Below are 14,275 nucleotides of genomic sequence, written 5' to 3' on the forward strand. Positions count from 1 at the left end.
GTCATGCCCCCTTGAACTGTTGTGCGCGGGCTCGATCAAGCGCGATGGCTTTGCAGGCCGGATCGTGCAGGTTGCCATTGGTCAAACCGCTGAAACCGTGGATGTCCCCCGTGCCGCCGAATTGCACCAGCTGCACTTCGCGCAGCTCCCCCGGCTCAAAACGCACGGCGGTGCCCGCAGGAATGTCCAGGTGCATGCCGAAGGCGGCGGCGCGCGGGAAATCCAGCGCCTTGTTGACTTCGAAAAAGTGGTAGTGACTGCCGATTTGCACCGGCCGGTCGCCGGTATTGATGGCCCGTACGGTGGTCGTGGGGCGACCGCTGTTGAGTTGTATATCGCCCTCGGGCGAGATGATTTCGCCAGGCGTCGGCATGACGGCCAACGGCAACCGGCCGGGTCGAATCGGCTGATGCACGGTGACCAGTTTGGTGCCATCGGGGAACGTACCTTCCACCTGCAGTACCGGCAGCTGCTCGGCCACGCCGGGCATGACGTCGTCAGTGTTGAGGAGTGTCGAGCCGAAACCGATCAGCTCGGCCACGCTGCGCCCCTCACGGGCGCCTTCGAGGATTTCATCGGCAATCAGCGCCGAGGCTTCCGGAAAGTTCAGGCGCAGCCCTTTGGCGCGGCGTTTGCGCGAGAGTTCGGCGGCGGTGTACAGCGTCAGCCGCTCAAGTTCGGTGGGCGTCAGCAGCATGTTCAAGCTCCTGTGTCGGCAGCAGGCGTTTTCGTGCCTGCCACCTCAATTGGCGAAAAGACGGAGGTCCTGGGTTTCGTGCCGCATCACGGCGATCTCGGCCATGGGCGTGAAGCCGCTGGCGTCGTCGAGGGCGAGCGGCGCCTGAGCAAGCAGTTGCAGCAGCAAGGGCTGGATGTCGGTGAGTACCCGCTGCGCATCCACATGCCCCATTACGCCCAGGCGCACAGCGGCGCTGACCAGTCCGGTGCACAGCCCATGGGCGGCGGTGAGTTGGCAGTGCTCGAGTTGCATGCCGAGTTGTTGCCACAGCAGCCCTTGCAACACCGGCAAATGCCCCGGCGTTGCCCGGGCGAGCACGTGTTGCTGGTAAGCGGCAGCGCCGGGGGTACCGAGCGCGACATGCACGCCCAGCAACGATTGGCCGACGCGACGTGAGCCTTGGCGCAGTTCCTCGGCCAGGGTCAGGGCCTCGATGTGACTGTCGAGGTCCATCAGGGTGGCGAGGTCAGCCGCTGCATGCCAGGCGGCGCATAAAAACACCCGGTCAAAACTGTTCCAGCGATGACGCAATTGACCTTCGACGAAGGCCCGTACCTGAGCGCTGCGATCATTCTGCAGGCCGCGCTGACGGCGCCTGACAGGGACTGGGTCGGTCATCGCGGCGTTCTGCCCCAGGCGTGCATCGGCCACCAGCGTTTCCAGGCCCCATGACCAGGCAACCGCACCACCAGGGAAAAAACTGTCGGCCTGTTGCAGCGCCAACAGGCTGCTGCGCAACTCGGCCGGTGCGGCGTTCATAGGCGCAGCACCCGGCCGTCCGCGAGCAGCGGCGCAAGACGCTCGAGGTAGTCGGCCTCCGGGCCATTCAGCGGGATTCGTAACGCAGTGCCTGCAAAGCGCACGGCCCAGTGCATGTTGCCGGCGAAATACCCCAGCTCCAGCGCTGCGGCAGCGTCCCGCGGTTGCAGGTCGAGAAAGTGCACGTCCTGCATGTGCACGACGATGGCGCGCTGACCGTCGAGCATCAGCACCGAGCCGTTACGCAGTTGCTGATGGCGCTCCAGTCGAATCGCACAGTCGGTGCCGCGATCACTGGCCAGGCGCAGGCGATGACGCTGAATGTCGCTGGCCGACAGGCTGAGGGTTTCGACCAGGCCTGCGTGGCTGAGGTCATGCAAACGGTCGGCGAGGGCAGGGTCGCTGGCCTGGCCCAGAATGCGGTCGAGGATCAACATGGTGTGTGCTCCCAGGTCCGGTTTCAGATGGTCAGGTAGCGCAGGATGCGCTCGCGGTCGACGGTTTCGCGGACCTCGCTGTGCACGAACTCGCCTTTCTCGATGATCAGGTAACGGTCGGCCACCGCCATCGCAAACGACAGCACCTGTTCGGAGACGATCAGCGAAAACCCCCGTTCTTTTTTCAGCAGGTTCAGGGCCCGGGCGATGTCCTTGATGATCGACGGCTGAATGCCCTCGGTCGGCTCATCCAGGATCAACACTTTGGGGTTGGAGACCAGCGCGCGGGCAATCGCCAGCTGTTGCTGCTGGCCGCCGGAGAGGTTGCCGCCCTTGCGTCGACGCATCTCGAACAGCACCGGGAAGTACTCGTAGATGTAGTCGGGAATCGGTGCGGCAGGGGCGCCCTGCATGCCGGTGAGGATGTTTTCCTCCACCGTCAGGTACGGAAAAATCATCCGCCCCTGCGGCACGAAGCCCACCCCGGCGGCGACCCGCTCATAGCTCTTGCTGGCGGTGAGTTCCCGGCCCGCCAGCGTGATGCTGCCGCTGCGCGCCGGCAGCATGCCCACCAGGCTTCTGAGCAGGGTGGTCTTGCCCATGCCGTTGCGACCCATGATCGCCAGGGACTCGGCCGGTGCGAGGGTCAGGTCGAGATTGCGCAGCACATGGCTGTCGCCGTAATACACGTTCAGGTTATTGACGGTCAGCATGCTCAGTGCCCCAGGTAGACGTCGATGACGCGAGGATCGTTTTGCACCTGATCCATCGAGCCGTAGGCCAGGGTTTTGCCCTGGTGCAGGACGGTGACTTTGTCAGCCACTGACTTCACGAACTCCATGTCGTGCTCGATGATCACCATGGCGCGGCCCTTGGCGATGCGCTTGAGCAGGCCTGCGGTCTTTTCCCGCTCGCCTGCACTCATGCCGGCCACCGGCTCGTCCAGCAGTAACAGTTCCGGGCGCTGCATCAGCAGCATGCCGATCTCCAGCCACTGCTTTTGCCCGTGGGACAACAGCCCGGCTTTGCGCCCCAGCTGGTCCTGCAGGAAAATCATCTCGGCGGTCTGCTCGATCTCTGCTTGCAGGGCCGGGTCTTTGCGGGCGAACAGGCAGTTGAAAATGCCTCGTTTGCCGGGCGACGAGATGTCGAGGTTCTCGCGCACGGTGAGGTCTTCATACACCGAAGGGTTCTGGAACTTGCGCCCAACGCCCGCGCGGGTGATCTGGTACTCGATCATGTTGGCCAGTTGCAGGTCCTTGAAACGGATGCTGCCGGCACTCGGTCGGGTTTTGCCGCAGATCATGTCAAGCAGGGTGGTCTTGCCCGCGCCGTTAGGCCCGATCACCACGTGCACCTGGTTTTCTTCGACATAGAAATTAAGGCTGTCCACTGCCTTGAAACCGTCGAACGACACCGTGAGGTCTTCGACACTCAGCAACAGGCCACTCATGACTGCACCTCCTGTTTGTTGTGGCCAAGGCGTTGCAGCAAACCGGCCAGCCCGGTCGGCAAGAACAGCACCACGCCCATGAACAGGAAACCGATGAAGTACTGCCAGAAGTTGACGAAATTTTCCGACAGGTAGGTTTTGGCCACGCCGATCAACAGCGTGCCGTACACCGCACCGACCAGCGACAGACGCCCGCCAAGGGCTGCGTAAATCACGATTTCGGTCGAAGGAATGATGCCCACCAGCGACGGCGACGCGAGGCCGACCTGCAGGGTGAACATCACCCCGCCGAGCGCGGAGATCAGTGCTGCGACGGCAAAGATGAACGCTTTGAACAGTGCCGTGTTGTAGCCGGAAAACCGTACGCGGTCCTCACGGTCACGGATCGCCACCACCACTTTGCCCAGCCGGCTGCGCAGGATGAACCCGCACAACGCCACGCAGCCCAGCAGCAACAGGGTGGTGATCAGGTACAGAATCCAGGGCGTTTGAGGCGTTTGCAGGCTCAGGCCAAAGGCGGTCTTGAAGTCGGTCAGGCCGTTGACACCGCCGGTGTAGCCTTGCTGGCCGATGATCATGATCGACATGATCGCCGCCAACGACAGGGTGATGATCGAGAAGTACACGCCGCCCACGCGCTTCTTGAAATACGCGTAGCTGAACACAAACGCGAGCAATGCCGGGAGGACGAGGATCGCGGCAAAGGTGAATGTCGCCGACTCGAAAGGCTTCCACCACCAGGGCAGCGCGTCGACGCTGTTCCAGATCATGAAGTCCGGCAACGCCGAGCCGTAGAAGGCGGCGAGCGCGCTCGCCGCTTCGTCGTTGGCGGTGGCTTCAAGTTTCAGGTACATCGCCATCATGTAGCTGCCAAGGCCAAAGAAGATGCCCTGGCCCAGGCTGAGTATCCCGCCGTAGCCCCAGATCATCACCATGCCCACGGCGCAGAACGCCAGGCTCAGGTATTTGCCGGCCAGGCCCAGGCGAAAGTCGCCCAGGCTCAGGGGCAATATCACCAGCAACAGCAGCGACAGCCAGACCAGGCTGTGGCGCTCGAGCAACGGCAGCAACCTGGTGCGCAGCCGGCGCGTGTTCGGCGTCGAGGTGTTGGGGCGGGTGAGGGGCGTCTCAGTCATATCGTTCATCTCAGCGTCTCACTTTCGCGGCGAACAAGCCGTTGGGGCGGAAGAACAGCAGCACGATCACCACCAGCAGCGTGATGGCTTTGGCCATGGACCCGGTGGTGAGGTATTCCAGCGAAATCTGCGTCTGGCCGATGGCGAAGGCCGACAGGAAGGTGCCCAGCAAACTCTCTACCCCGCCAAACACCACGACGATGAAGGTGTCGACCAGGTACTGCTGGCCGCTGACCGGGCCGGTCGAGGCCAGCATGGTGAACGAGCTGCCGGCGATCCCGGCCAGCCCGCAGCCCAGGGCAAACGTGACCGCATCGACACGGGCGGTGTTAATGCCGGCTGCCCCGGCCATGGCGCGGTTCTGGGTCACCGCGCGAATGCGCAGCCCCCAGCGGCTGCGGTACAAAAACAGAAACACGGCGCCGGCGATCACCAGTGTCAGGCCGATGATGAAAATCCGATTCAGCGGCAGTTCCAGGCCTTCGCTGATCTTCCACGCGCCTTGCAGCCATTGCACCGTGGGCACGCTGACTTCCTTGGGGCCGAAGACCTGGCGGAACACCTGCTGCAGCACCAGCGACAGGCCCCAGGTCGCCAGAAGCGTGTCGAGCGGGCGGTTGTACATGAAGCGAATAAAGCAGCGTTCGAGCAGGAAACCGAACGCGGAGGTCACGACGAAGGCCACGCCGATGCCGATCACGAAATACCAGCCCATGTAGTCGGGAAAGTAGCGCGCAAACACCACGGACGTGACGTAGGTCATGTACGACCCCATCGCCATCAACTCGCCGTGGGCCATGTTGATTACGCCCATCAGGCCGAACACGATGGTCAGCCCCAGGGCCATCAGCACCAACACCGAGAACAGCGAAAACCCGCTGAAGACCTGCATCACCAAAATATCGAAAGTCATTGCGTCGCTACCTGTCGCTGCACGTTGGCGGACCGCGTGGGCGGGAGAGGGCGCGAGTCAGATCGCGCCCGACCCTGCATCACAGTTTCGGGAAAGGGTTGGGCTCGATGGGCGCGGACTCGTAGATCACGTCAACCTGGCCCTGGGCGTTGAGGGTGCCGATGCGCGCGCGCTTCCACAGGTGATGGTTGTCCTTGTGGACCTTGACCTCGCCTTCAGGCGCGTCGAGGGTCAGCTCCGAGGACGCGGCGATCACGGCCGGGACGTCGAAACTGCCGGCTTTTTCCACGGCTTTCTTCCACAGGTACACGGCGGTGTACGCGGCCGCCATCGGGTCGCCGACTACGCGTTTGTCGCCATAGCGGGCCTTGAAGGCGGCGACGAATTTCTCGTTGACCGGGTTTTTCAGGCTCTGGAAGTAGCTCATGCAGGTGAGAAAACCGGTGAGGTTTTCGGCGCCGATGCCGGTGACTTCTTCTTCGGTGACGGCCAGCGCCATCAGTGTCTGGTTGCTGCTGTCGATGCCGGCGGCCTTGAGCTGTTTGTAGAACGCCACGTTTGAGCCACCGACGATGGTGGACAGCACGATGTCGGGCTTGGCGGCCTTTATTTTGTTGATCACCGAGGAGAACTCGATGTTGCCCAGGGGCAGGTAATCCTCACCAACGATGGATCCGCCCTGCTTGGTCACCGACGCCCGTGCCAGCTTGTTGGTGGTGCGCGGCCAGATGTAGTCCGAGCCCACGAGGTAGACGGTCTTGCCTTTGTTGGCCATCAACCAGCTGACGGCTGCCAGGGTTTGCTGCGACGCTTCGGCGCCGGTGTAGATGATGGCCGGGGATTTTTCCAGGCCTTCATAGAACGTCGGGTAATACAGCAACGCCTTGTTGCGTTCGAACACCGGCAACACCGCTTTACGCGACGCCGAGGTGAAGGCGCCGAACGTGGCGACAACGTGATCGTTTTCCAACAGCTTGCGCGCCTTCTCGGCGAAGGTCGGCCAATCGCTGGCACCGTCCTCGACGATCGGTTCGATGGTCTTGCCGAGCACGCCACCGCTGGCGTTGATTTCGTCGATGGCGAGTTTTTCCGCATCCACCACCGAGGCCTCACTGATGGCCATGGTGCCGGTCAGCGAGTGGATGATGCCGACCTTCACGGTCTCGGCTGCCTGCACCTGGCTGACCAGGGAAAACGGCAACAGGCTGAAGGCGCCCAGCAACAGGGCATGCTTGATCAAACGGCGTTTGTCGTTGTGCATTCACTTCTCTCCAGGAATAAAAAAAGCCCGACATCCCGGCTAAATCAATAGTCGGGAAATCAGGCTTCTTGTGCCGAATCTGGCGGGACAGCTGTGTCCGATCCAGTCGTACGCGAGGTGCTTCCCTACTTGCCAAGGGGGCGTAGGGCAAACAGCTGGCGCGATGTCTCTGGAGAGTTATAGCAAGGGCAGTGCCAATTGCGACCAGGGCGTTTTCCGGGCAGTCGAAGGGGCGTGCGAGTGACGCCTGCATCTATTGCCGCGTGTCACTGGCCTGCGCTGCTTTGGCGCGAATGCACCCTGAATGCACCAATACCGTGAGCGTGTGGGCGGCATGGATGGGCTCCACGGCAAGGATTGAAACCGGCCGGCGCCGCGGGTGCAGCTCGTCCATGGCGTGTGGCCCACTATCTGCATGAGCGACAGGCAACACCCTCGCAGGGTCCCTTGTCACACGCCCATCCTCGGCAGGTGTGGAAGGCCCCTCGCATGACTGGCCCTGACAGTGTTGTCGCGCCAGCCCCAGGCACAACCCGCCTGAGAGCAGCCATTTTGTTATACGGCGTCTCGCTCAATCATTATTTGCACAGGCCTCCAGACCCCCATCCACGAGCGGGTGTCTTTTCTCACGTTGAACAAGGTTGATAGGCATGGTTGACCAGTCGATCCGCATAGGCGGTCTGTTTTCCGATACCGGTGTCACGGCGGCTGCCGAGGGCTCGACGATGCGCGGCGCGCAGTTCGCAATTGCGCAGATCAATGCGGCAGGCGGGGTCGATGGTCGCCCGCTGCAGTTGATCACCCGTAACCCCGATTCAACGCCTGCGCTGTACGCCATGCACATCGAATCGCTGATCCGCGAAGAACACCTGCGGTTTTTCTTTGGTTGCTACACTTCGGCTGCACGCAAGGCGGCACTGCCGATTGTCGAGCGCTACGACGCCCTGTTGCTGTACCCGGTGTATTACGAAGGTTTCGAGTATTCGCGCAACATCATCTACACCGGCGCCACACCGAATCACAATGCCCTGCCGCTGGGCAATTACATGCTCGACAACTTCGGCAATCGCGTGTTGATGATCGGTTCCGAGTACGTCTACCCGTACGAAACCAATCGCTTGATGAGCGACCTGTTGTACGAGCGTGGCGGTACCAAGCTGGGCGAGTATTACCTGCCGCTGAAAAACGCGCGTCCGGAAGATTTTGCCAAGCTGATGCTCAAGGCCAGGGAGCTCAAGCCCTCGTTTATTTTCTCGACGGTCGTCGGCGAAACCATGGGGCATTTGTACCAGGCCTACGCCGACGCAGGCTTTGACCCCTCGGTGATGCCGATTGCCAGCCTGACGACCAGCGAAACCGACATCCAGCAAATGGGGATTCACCTGGGGGTGGGACATATTTCGGCGGCTACGTATTTTCAGTCGGTGGACACGCCGACCAACCGCCAATGCATCGCCCAATACCGCGAGTTGTTTGGTCAACACCAGGTCACTGACCGTTGCTGGGAGGCGGCGTACTTTCAGGTGCACTTGCTGGCCAAGGCGATCGTTCGAGCTGGCAGCACGCAAGTGGAGGATGTGCTGCAGGCTATGCGCGGGCTGGAATTCGAAGCGCCACAAGGACGCATTCGGGTCGATGCCAACAATCACCACACGTACCTGTTTTCGCGGATCGGCCGGGCCAACGTCGAGGGCCAATTCGACATCCTTTACGAAAGCCAGAGTGCACTCAAGCCTGACCCTTACGCCATTGCACCCAATTTCAATGAATGGTCCGGCTCGGTGGGGAGACGTCCATGACCTTGCGCGCCGCCAAGAAACGCCTGCGCAACGACAGCGCGACAGGCATCAAGGACCTGCGCGACGTCAGCGTATTGGTAATGCACCCGGATGACGAGGATGGACGCAACCTGATCGAGCAGTTGCAGCGCATCGGTTGTCAGGTGCGTGTGCAATGGCCGATCCCGGAGCGCTTGAGCGCCGAGGCGGACGTGATCGTGTTGGCGGTGTCGCCGGAAAGCCTGTCGACCAACACGCCATGGCTGCTCCACGCCAGCACGCCGCCGATCATTCCGGTGATTGCCTATGAGAACCCGATCATCGTCGAGGCATTGGTGCAGTTGAACGCTTGCTCTGTCATTCCTTCGCCCGTGAAGTCGTTCGGGTTGCTGACCGCTTTGGCGATCACGCTGAGTCAGTCACGCAAGGCCCGCGAACGGGAACGACACGTCAAGCGCCTGGAAGGGCGCATGGCGGTCATGCGCACCGTGCAGCAGGCGAAAATAATCCTTATCGAAACCAAGGGCATGTCGGAGACCGATGCCTACAACGCCTTGCGAGATCAAGCCATGGCCAAGCGCGAACCGGTGGAAAAAATCGCCGAAGCGCTGGTCAAGGCCCATGAGTTGTTCCGACAAGCCTGTTCCTGAACAGCCTTTGAGCATCAAGCTTGTGAGGGCTTGATCCTCTTCTGCGTGGACGTTTGCCATACGCCTCCCTTGGCAGGTATGGATCACCGCGTGGCGACCGGCGTGGACAATGGAGTCCTCCGGAGCGAGCCGTAACCTGTGCAGTGGGCACGGGTGGCGCGCGTCAATGATCGCCCGAGATCGGGTGGTTCTTAACGTCATTTGGAGAACACCATGTCCGTAAAACGCCCCGGCAAAGCCGACTTTCTGATTGCCGCCGAAGACCACGGTTATCACCTGACAGATAGCCAGATGGAGGCCTTCCTCAACCTGGCCGATGAAACGTTGAATTCCTACGAAGCCATCGATGCGCTCTACGCTGCCAACGTCGCGCAGCAACCGCCTGAACGCGAATACAACAAAGCCGCCGAGGCAGACAACCTGCACGGCGCCTGGTACGTGAAAACCCGAATCGTCGGCGCGGCGCAAGGCCCGTTGGCCGGCAGGACGGTGGTCATCAAGGACAATGTGTCGGTGGCTGGCGTGCCCATGGCTAACGGCTCATTGAGCCTGGACGGTTATATCCCGTCCGAAGACGCCACTGTGGTCAAACGCTTGCTGGCGGCCGGGGCCACGGTGGTGGGCAAGTCGGTGTGTGAAGACTTGTGTTTTTCCGGGGCAAGTTTTACCTCCGCAAGCGGCCCGGTTAAAAACCCCTGGGACCTGACGCGCAACGCAGGCGGCTCGTCCAGCGGCAGTGCGGTGCTGGTGGCGCTTGGCCAAGTCGACATGGCCATCGGCGGCGATCAGGGCGGTTCGATCCGGATGCCGTCGGCCTGGAGCGGCATCGTCGGGCACAAGCCGACTTACGGCCTGGTGCCTTACACCGGCGCTTTTCCGATTGAGCGGACCATCGACCATGTGGGCCCGATGGCCAATAACGTACGCGATGTGGCAGCGATGCTCGATGTCATTGCGGGGGCCGATGGGCTTGATTCCCGGCAGAAAAATCCGCCAGCGGTCAACTGCCTCGCGACGCTGGAGCAGGGCGTGGCCGGCTTGAAAATCGGCTTGCTGCGAGAAGGTTTTGCGATCCCGGGAATGTCCGAGCCGCAGGTGGACGCGCTGGTCAAGGCGGCGGTTGCCCAGCTTGAAAGCCTGGGCGCCAGCGTCGGCGAAGCGAGTGCGCCGTGGCACACGGGCGTGGCGTTGGATCTGTGGAACGTGATTGCCACTGACGGCGCGGCGTATCAGATGCTGCAGGGCAATGGCTACGGCATGAACGTCGACGGTTATTACGACCCGGACATCATGAGTTACTTCGGCGAAAAACGCCGCGAACATGCCGATGCATTGTCCAGTAGCGTGCGAGCGGTTGCGTTGACCGGTCACTACAGCCTGAAAAACCTGCATGGCGCCTACTACGCCAAGGCGCGGATGCTGGTACCGGAGTTGACGCGCCAGTACGACGAGGCATTCAAGGATTTTGACGTGTTGGTGATGCCCACCATGCCCTTCGTAGCCACGCCGTTGACCGCCGCGGACGCCCCCGTCGAGGAGTACGTGCACAGTGCACTGGACATGCTCGCCAATACCGCGCCGTTTGACCTCACGGGGCACCCCGCGACATCGATCCCGGCGGGGCTTGCGGACGGTTTGCCGGTCGCCATGATGATCGTTGCTCCGCGCTTCCAGGACGCCCTCGCACTGCGCGTTGCCCAGGCCTACGAACACGCCCGTGGCGTATTCCCTAAACCCCCGGCGCTGTAAACCGATGGCCTGCCCAGGCGCTGGCGAATACGTTCGCTGGCGACTGGGCCTGGAATGGCCATCGCGCAACGCCTGCTGTCAGAAGGCTGGCGTGTGCAGGGGCTGAGTCGCCGCGCTGCCGGTATCGACCATCCGCGCGTTCACTGGACTGAATGCGATCTGAGTGACTTGCAGGCCTTGGATCAAGCCTTGCAGCCCATCGAAACGGTGGATGCCATCGTCCACGCGGCAGGTTTCATGCGTACCGCCCCGTTGGGGCAGTTGCAGCCGCAGGATGGCCAAGCCATGTGGCAGGTTCACGTGGCGGCGGCGAGCCATTTGGTCAACACCCTGCACGCCAGGCTGCACCCCGGCGCCCGAATCGTGATGATCGGCAGCCGCACGATGCAAGGCGTCGTGAAAAGACCTGCGCGGGGTCTTTAGCCGGCTGCAAGTATTCTGTTAATCCCTGGAACCACATCACCTCGACAAAATCACCGCTGATTTTCAGATCGCCTGTACGCAAGCCCGTCAGGAATTCATCCTTGCTGTCTTTAGCCGACAGAATGGCGAAGCCTCTTTCTGTGTTTCTGAACGACAGCGTGAATGCCGGCTTTTGCGTTAAACCTGCGGCGGATTTTATCTTTCCGTTCGCAACGGTGAAGTAGCGACCCACGCCATCCTCTGTTCGAATCTGAAAGACCAACGACTTGCCATTAACAAATTTTGCGCAGCCGGGGTTTTTCTTGATGGCCCGCTGTAACAGCTTGGTCAGCGCCCACAACAAAAATTTAAACTTCAGCATGATGTGCTGGCTCCGTAAGTTGTCATTCGCTGAGGAACGCGATGGCGTGTTTCAGAAAGCGCTCAGGGCATTGGAATTGGGCGCCGTGGCCCGCATCCGGGTACAGGAATAACTGGGCGTTCGGGATGTTCTGGGCCATGTACCAGGAGTTGACTGTTGGAATCATGACGTCATTCATGCCGTTCAGGATGAACGTTGGCTGTTTGATAGCGCGCAGATGATTGAAGGGATCATTTGGGTCCAGCTTGGGCATAAAGTGCATGTGGGCTTCGATCTGTGCCTGCATCACCTGCATCGAGCTGGGTGGATCCTGGTCGACACGCTGATGACGGCGCTCCCAGAACTCGAGCCCTGCCTGCCGCGCCGCCTCGGAGCGACCGAAAAACAGAAACAGAAAATCGTCCACTGTGGGAATGGGCCGTGGTGCGGCCTCCAGCACGCCAGGGTCTGAGTCCGGATTACCGCCACGAGGCCCGGTACCCAGCAGCATCAGTTTGCGCACGAGGTCGGGATGGCGTCGTGTCAGGTCCTGGGCGATAAAACCGCCAAGCGAGAAACCCAACGCATCGACTGTTGATAGACCGAGTGCGCGGATCACTGCGGCAGCGTCGTCGGCCATCAGCTCAATTCGGTTACGCGGCTCTCCGGAAGAAGAGGCAATGCCGCGACCGTTGTAGAGGATGACCTCGCGCCCTGCCGCCAGCCCATCCGTCATGATGGGGTCCCAATGATCCATGCCGCCACGGAAATGCTGGAGGAGGAACAGCGGAGGCTGATCTGTCTTGTCATTGCCCCAGCGGCGATAGGCAAATGTCTCGCCATCGACATCGATATACAGGGTAGGGGCGGTTAAATGGCTATAGCTCATTTTGAAGTCCTCCAAGGGGTTGTCATCTGATGCAGCAAACCATGGCTGTTTGGGTACAGATTGCACCCGCGCGGGTTGGCCGCTCCGGGCTCGATGTCTGGTTGCACGGCGACGGGTGTTGACGGAGCAATGCGACTTCGCAGTGTTACTGCTGCAACATCAAGCTACGCCAGACGATTACAGGCTGAGCCGCGTCTTCAGGTACTTTGCTGGTCGGTGATTTCGCGGGTGTCGCTTGATCCTGATGTGGGCCTGTGTGTCCTGTATCGGGCGGTGCGGCTGCGGTTGATTCAACGCACTCATTGATGTCGCACTTATCGTTATTCAACTTCATCTTTCCAGCCTTTTGCGCACTCCTGCCTTACCCCTTGTGCCCCCAGTCGTGGTCGTTCTGTAATCGACGCTGGCTCGTTTGGTGCCAGAACACAGGTAACGACACCAAGCACGCCATTTATACGGAGTTACCTGGACCTTCCCGGATACAAGCTTCGGTCACTCAGTGAGAGGGGGGCACAAATAAAACCTGGCCCGGTCAGGCACTGCCTAGTTGGCGACAGCGCTGGCTTCGGCCAGTGTCAGGTAGTCGATGTAGCCCGTCGCACCGCCGCCGTAGAGGGTGGTGGGGTCGAAGGCGGACAGCGGCGCACCGGCCTTGAGCCGCTCCACCAGATCCGGGTTGCCGATAAACGGGCGGCCAAAGGCGATGAGGTCAGCCTTGTCCTGCGCAAGCCGCGAGTTGGCCAGGTTTTGGTCGTAGCCATTGTTGGCGATGTAGGTGTTCTGGAAGCGCTGGCGCAACGCATCGAAATCAAACGGCGCCACGTCGCGTGGCCCACCGGTCGCGCCTTCGACGACGTGCAGGTAAACGATGTCGAGCGCATTGAGTTGGTCGACGATGTAATCGAACTGAGCCTGCGGCTCACTGCTCGACACACCATTGGCGGGCGAGACCGGCGACAGGCGAATGCCCGTGCGGTCCGCGCCAATCTCGGCGACCACGGCAGCGGTCACTTCCAGCAACAGGCGCGCACGATTTTCGATCGAACCGCCGTAGGCATCGGTACGCTGGTTGGCGCCGTCCTTGATGAATTGATCGAGTAAATAACCGTTTGCACCGTGGAGTTCCACGCCGTCGAAGCCGGCCGCAATGGCGTTTGCCGCCGCTTGGCGGAAATCGTTGACGATGCCTGGCAGTTCGTCGAGTTCGAGCGCGCGTGGCTCGGACACGTCGGCAAAGCCGTTATTGACGAAGGTCTTGGTCTGGGCACGGATGGCCGAAGGCGCTACTGGGGCGGCACCGCCCGGTTGCAGGTCCACATGGGAAACCCGGCCAACGTGCCACAGCTGCACAAAAATCTTGCCGCCCTTGGCATGCACCGCTTCGGTGACCCGGCGCCAGCCGTCGATCTGCGCCTGGGTGTAAAGACCGGGTGTGTCTTGGTAACCCTGGGCCTGCGCCGAAATCTGGGTGGCCTCGGTGATCAGCAGCCCGGCTGAAGCGCGCTGGCTGTAGTAAGTGGGGGCGAACTCGCTGGGCACCAGTCCAGTGCCGGCGCGATTGCGCGTCAGGGGCGCGAGCACGATGCGGTTGGCGAGGGTCAGTGAGCCAAGGGTATAGGCAGTAAACAGATTTTGATCGGTCATGTGAGGTGTCTTCTGTGGCTGTGGCGGAAGAGGGATTTGGCTTGTCTTTATGATGGTGGTCATAATCAAAACTGTCAATTATTTTGATTGCAATCAACATCTAT

At 61.1% G+C, this 14,275-nt stretch carries 15 protein-coding genes; 4 read left to right on the plus strand and 11 right to left on the minus strand.

Annotated features, from left to right (window positions below; all coding sequences use genetic code 11):
* Position 1 precedes the first annotated feature (1 nt).
* The 8 genes from J1N02_RS25090 to urtA all read right to left on the minus strand — a co-directional run bounded on the left by J1N02_RS25090 (position 2) and on the right by urtA (position 6,698).
* Entirely contained in the window at positions 2-697 is a 696-nt protein-coding gene (locus J1N02_RS25090; RefSeq protein WP_421147933.1) for an urease subunit beta, read from the minus strand.
* Positions 698-742: 45 nt separating this feature from the next.
* Positions 743-1,498: an urease accessory protein UreF gene (locus J1N02_RS25095; protein ID WP_027603384.1), complete on the minus strand. Its 756-nt coding sequence runs from the start codon at positions 1,496-1,498 to the stop codon at positions 743-745.
* Positions 1,495-1,935, minus strand: coding sequence for an urease accessory protein UreE (gene ureE / locus J1N02_RS25100; RefSeq protein ID WP_065947803.1), 441 nt, complete (start codon positions 1,933-1,935; stop codon positions 1,495-1,497). Before ureE ends, J1N02_RS25095 begins: the two co-directional genes overlap by 4 nt.
* A 23-nt stretch (positions 1,936-1,958) precedes the next feature.
* Positions 1,959-2,648 carry an urea ABC transporter ATP-binding subunit UrtE gene (urtE, locus tag J1N02_RS25105; protein ID WP_027603386.1) on the minus strand — a complete coding sequence of 230 codons (690 nt, stop codon included), beginning with the start codon at positions 2,646-2,648 and terminating at the stop codon, positions 1,959-1,961.
* Positions 2,649-2,650: 2 nt separating this feature from the next.
* A complete protein-coding gene (gene urtD / locus J1N02_RS25110) occupies positions 2,651-3,388 on the minus strand; it encodes an urea ABC transporter ATP-binding protein UrtD (RefSeq protein WP_027603387.1) in 738 nt (245 codons plus the stop codon).
* On the minus strand, positions 3,385-4,533 hold the full coding sequence (urtC, locus tag J1N02_RS25115; protein ID WP_421147934.1) for an urea ABC transporter permease subunit UrtC: 1,149 nt from the start codon (positions 4,531-4,533) through the stop codon (positions 3,385-3,387). The genes urtD and urtC overlap by 4 nt, the downstream gene beginning before the upstream one ends.
* A 1-nt stretch (position 4,534) precedes the next feature.
* Positions 4,535-5,437, minus strand: coding sequence for an urea ABC transporter permease subunit UrtB (gene urtB / locus J1N02_RS25120; RefSeq protein WP_421147935.1), 903 nt, complete (start codon positions 5,435-5,437; stop codon positions 4,535-4,537).
* Between the two features lie 79 nt (positions 5,438-5,516).
* Positions 5,517-6,698 carry an urea ABC transporter substrate-binding protein gene (urtA, locus tag J1N02_RS25125; RefSeq protein WP_065926081.1) on the minus strand — a complete coding sequence of 394 codons (1,182 nt, stop codon included), beginning with the start codon at positions 6,696-6,698 and terminating at the stop codon, positions 5,517-5,519.
* Between the two features lie 650 nt (positions 6,699-7,348).
* Here urtA and J1N02_RS25130 point away from each other — a divergent pair.
* The 4 genes from J1N02_RS25130 (at position 7,349) to J1N02_RS25145 (ending at position 11,298) form a co-directional block, all read left to right on the plus strand.
* Positions 7,349-8,497, plus strand: a complete 1,149-nt coding sequence (locus tag J1N02_RS25130) for a transporter substrate-binding domain-containing protein (protein WP_421147936.1) — start codon at positions 7,349-7,351, stop codon at positions 8,495-8,497.
* The gene (locus J1N02_RS25135; protein WP_090404594.1) at positions 8,494-9,126 is read left to right on the plus strand and encodes an ANTAR domain-containing response regulator; all 633 of its coding nucleotides are present in this window, start codon (positions 8,494-8,496) and stop codon (positions 9,124-9,126) included. The genes J1N02_RS25130 and J1N02_RS25135 overlap by 4 nt, the downstream gene beginning before the upstream one ends.
* 213 nt (positions 9,127-9,339) lie before the next feature.
* Positions 9,340-10,875, plus strand: coding sequence for an amidase (locus J1N02_RS25140; protein WP_027603393.1), 1,536 nt, complete (start codon positions 9,340-9,342; stop codon positions 10,873-10,875).
* A 54-nt stretch (positions 10,876-10,929) separates the two neighbouring features.
* Positions 10,930-11,298: an NAD-dependent epimerase/dehydratase family protein gene (locus tag J1N02_RS25145; RefSeq protein WP_081744359.1), complete on the plus strand. Its 369-nt coding sequence runs from the start codon at positions 10,930-10,932 to the stop codon at positions 11,296-11,298.
* Here J1N02_RS25145 and J1N02_RS25150 read toward each other — a convergent pair.
* The 3 genes from J1N02_RS25150 to J1N02_RS25160 form a co-directional block, all read right to left on the minus strand.
* Positions 11,198-11,659, minus strand: a complete 462-nt coding sequence (locus J1N02_RS25150) for an SCP2 sterol-binding domain-containing protein (protein ID WP_227432272.1) — start codon at positions 11,657-11,659, stop codon at positions 11,198-11,200. The genes J1N02_RS25145 and J1N02_RS25150 overlap by 101 nt on opposite strands.
* 22 nt (positions 11,660-11,681) lie before the next feature.
* Positions 11,682-12,527 carry an alpha/beta fold hydrolase gene (locus J1N02_RS25155; protein ID WP_098479898.1) on the minus strand — a complete coding sequence of 282 codons (846 nt, stop codon included), beginning with the start codon at positions 12,525-12,527 and terminating at the stop codon, positions 11,682-11,684.
* Positions 12,528-13,070: 543 nt separating this feature from the next.
* A complete protein-coding gene (locus J1N02_RS25160; protein ID WP_027603396.1) occupies positions 13,071-14,171 on the minus strand; it encodes an alkene reductase in 1,101 nt (366 codons plus the stop codon).
* Between the last annotated feature and the right edge of the window lie 104 nt (positions 14,172-14,275).

Origin of the sequence: Pseudomonas sp. NFX5 (assembly GCF_049132125.1) — a bacterium.
GTDB classification, from domain to species: domain Bacteria; phylum Pseudomonadota; class Gammaproteobacteria; order Pseudomonadales; family Pseudomonadaceae; genus Aquipseudomonas; species Aquipseudomonas marginalis.

Excerpts from the sequence above, each read along its gene's own strand:
- J1N02_RS25140 (WP_027603393.1), top strand. The coding sequence starts at position 9,340 with ATGTCCGTAAAACGCCCCGGCAAAGCCGACTTTCTGATTGCCGCCGAA.
- J1N02_RS25095 (WP_027603384.1), bottom strand. The coding sequence starts at position 1,498 with ATGAACGCCGCACCGGCCGAGTTGCGCAGCAGCCTGTTGGCGCTGCAA.
- urtE (WP_027603386.1), bottom strand. The coding sequence starts at position 2,648 with ATGCTGACCGTCAATAACCTGAACGTGTATTACGGCGACAGCCATGTG.
- J1N02_RS25135 (WP_090404594.1), top strand. The coding sequence starts at position 8,494 with ATGACCTTGCGCGCCGCCAAGAAACGCCTGCGCAACGACAGCGCGACA.
- J1N02_RS25150 (WP_227432272.1), bottom strand. The coding sequence starts at position 11,659 with ATGCTGAAGTTTAAATTTTTGTTGTGGGCGCTGACCAAGCTGTTACAG.
- urtB (WP_421147935.1), bottom strand. The coding sequence starts at position 5,437 with ATGACTTTCGATATTTTGGTGATGCAGGTCTTCAGCGGGTTTTCGCTG.
- J1N02_RS25160 (WP_027603396.1), bottom strand. The coding sequence starts at position 14,171 with ATGACCGATCAAAATCTGTTTACTGCCTATACCCTTGGCTCACTGACC.
- urtC (WP_421147934.1), bottom strand. The coding sequence starts at position 4,533 with ATGAACGATATGACTGAGACGCCCCTCACCCGCCCCAACACCTCGACG.
- J1N02_RS25155 (WP_098479898.1), bottom strand. The coding sequence starts at position 12,527 with ATGAGCTATAGCCATTTAACCGCCCCTACCCTGTATATCGATGTCGAT.
- ureE (WP_065947803.1), bottom strand. The coding sequence starts at position 1,935 with ATGTTGATCCTCGACCGCATTCTGGGCCAGGCCAGCGACCCTGCCCTC.
- urtD (WP_027603387.1), bottom strand. The coding sequence starts at position 3,388 with ATGAGTGGCCTGTTGCTGAGTGTCGAAGACCTCACGGTGTCGTTCGAC.
- J1N02_RS25090 (WP_421147933.1), bottom strand. The coding sequence starts at position 697 with ATGCTGCTGACGCCCACCGAACTTGAGCGGCTGACGCTGTACACCGCC.
- J1N02_RS25145 (WP_081744359.1), top strand. The coding sequence starts at position 10,930 with ATGGCCATCGCGCAACGCCTGCTGTCAGAAGGCTGGCGTGTGCAGGGG.
- urtA (WP_065926081.1), bottom strand. The coding sequence starts at position 6,698 with ATGCACAACGACAAACGCCGTTTGATCAAGCATGCCCTGTTGCTGGGC.
- J1N02_RS25130 (WP_421147936.1), top strand. The coding sequence starts at position 7,349 with ATGGTTGACCAGTCGATCCGCATAGGCGGTCTGTTTTCCGATACCGGT.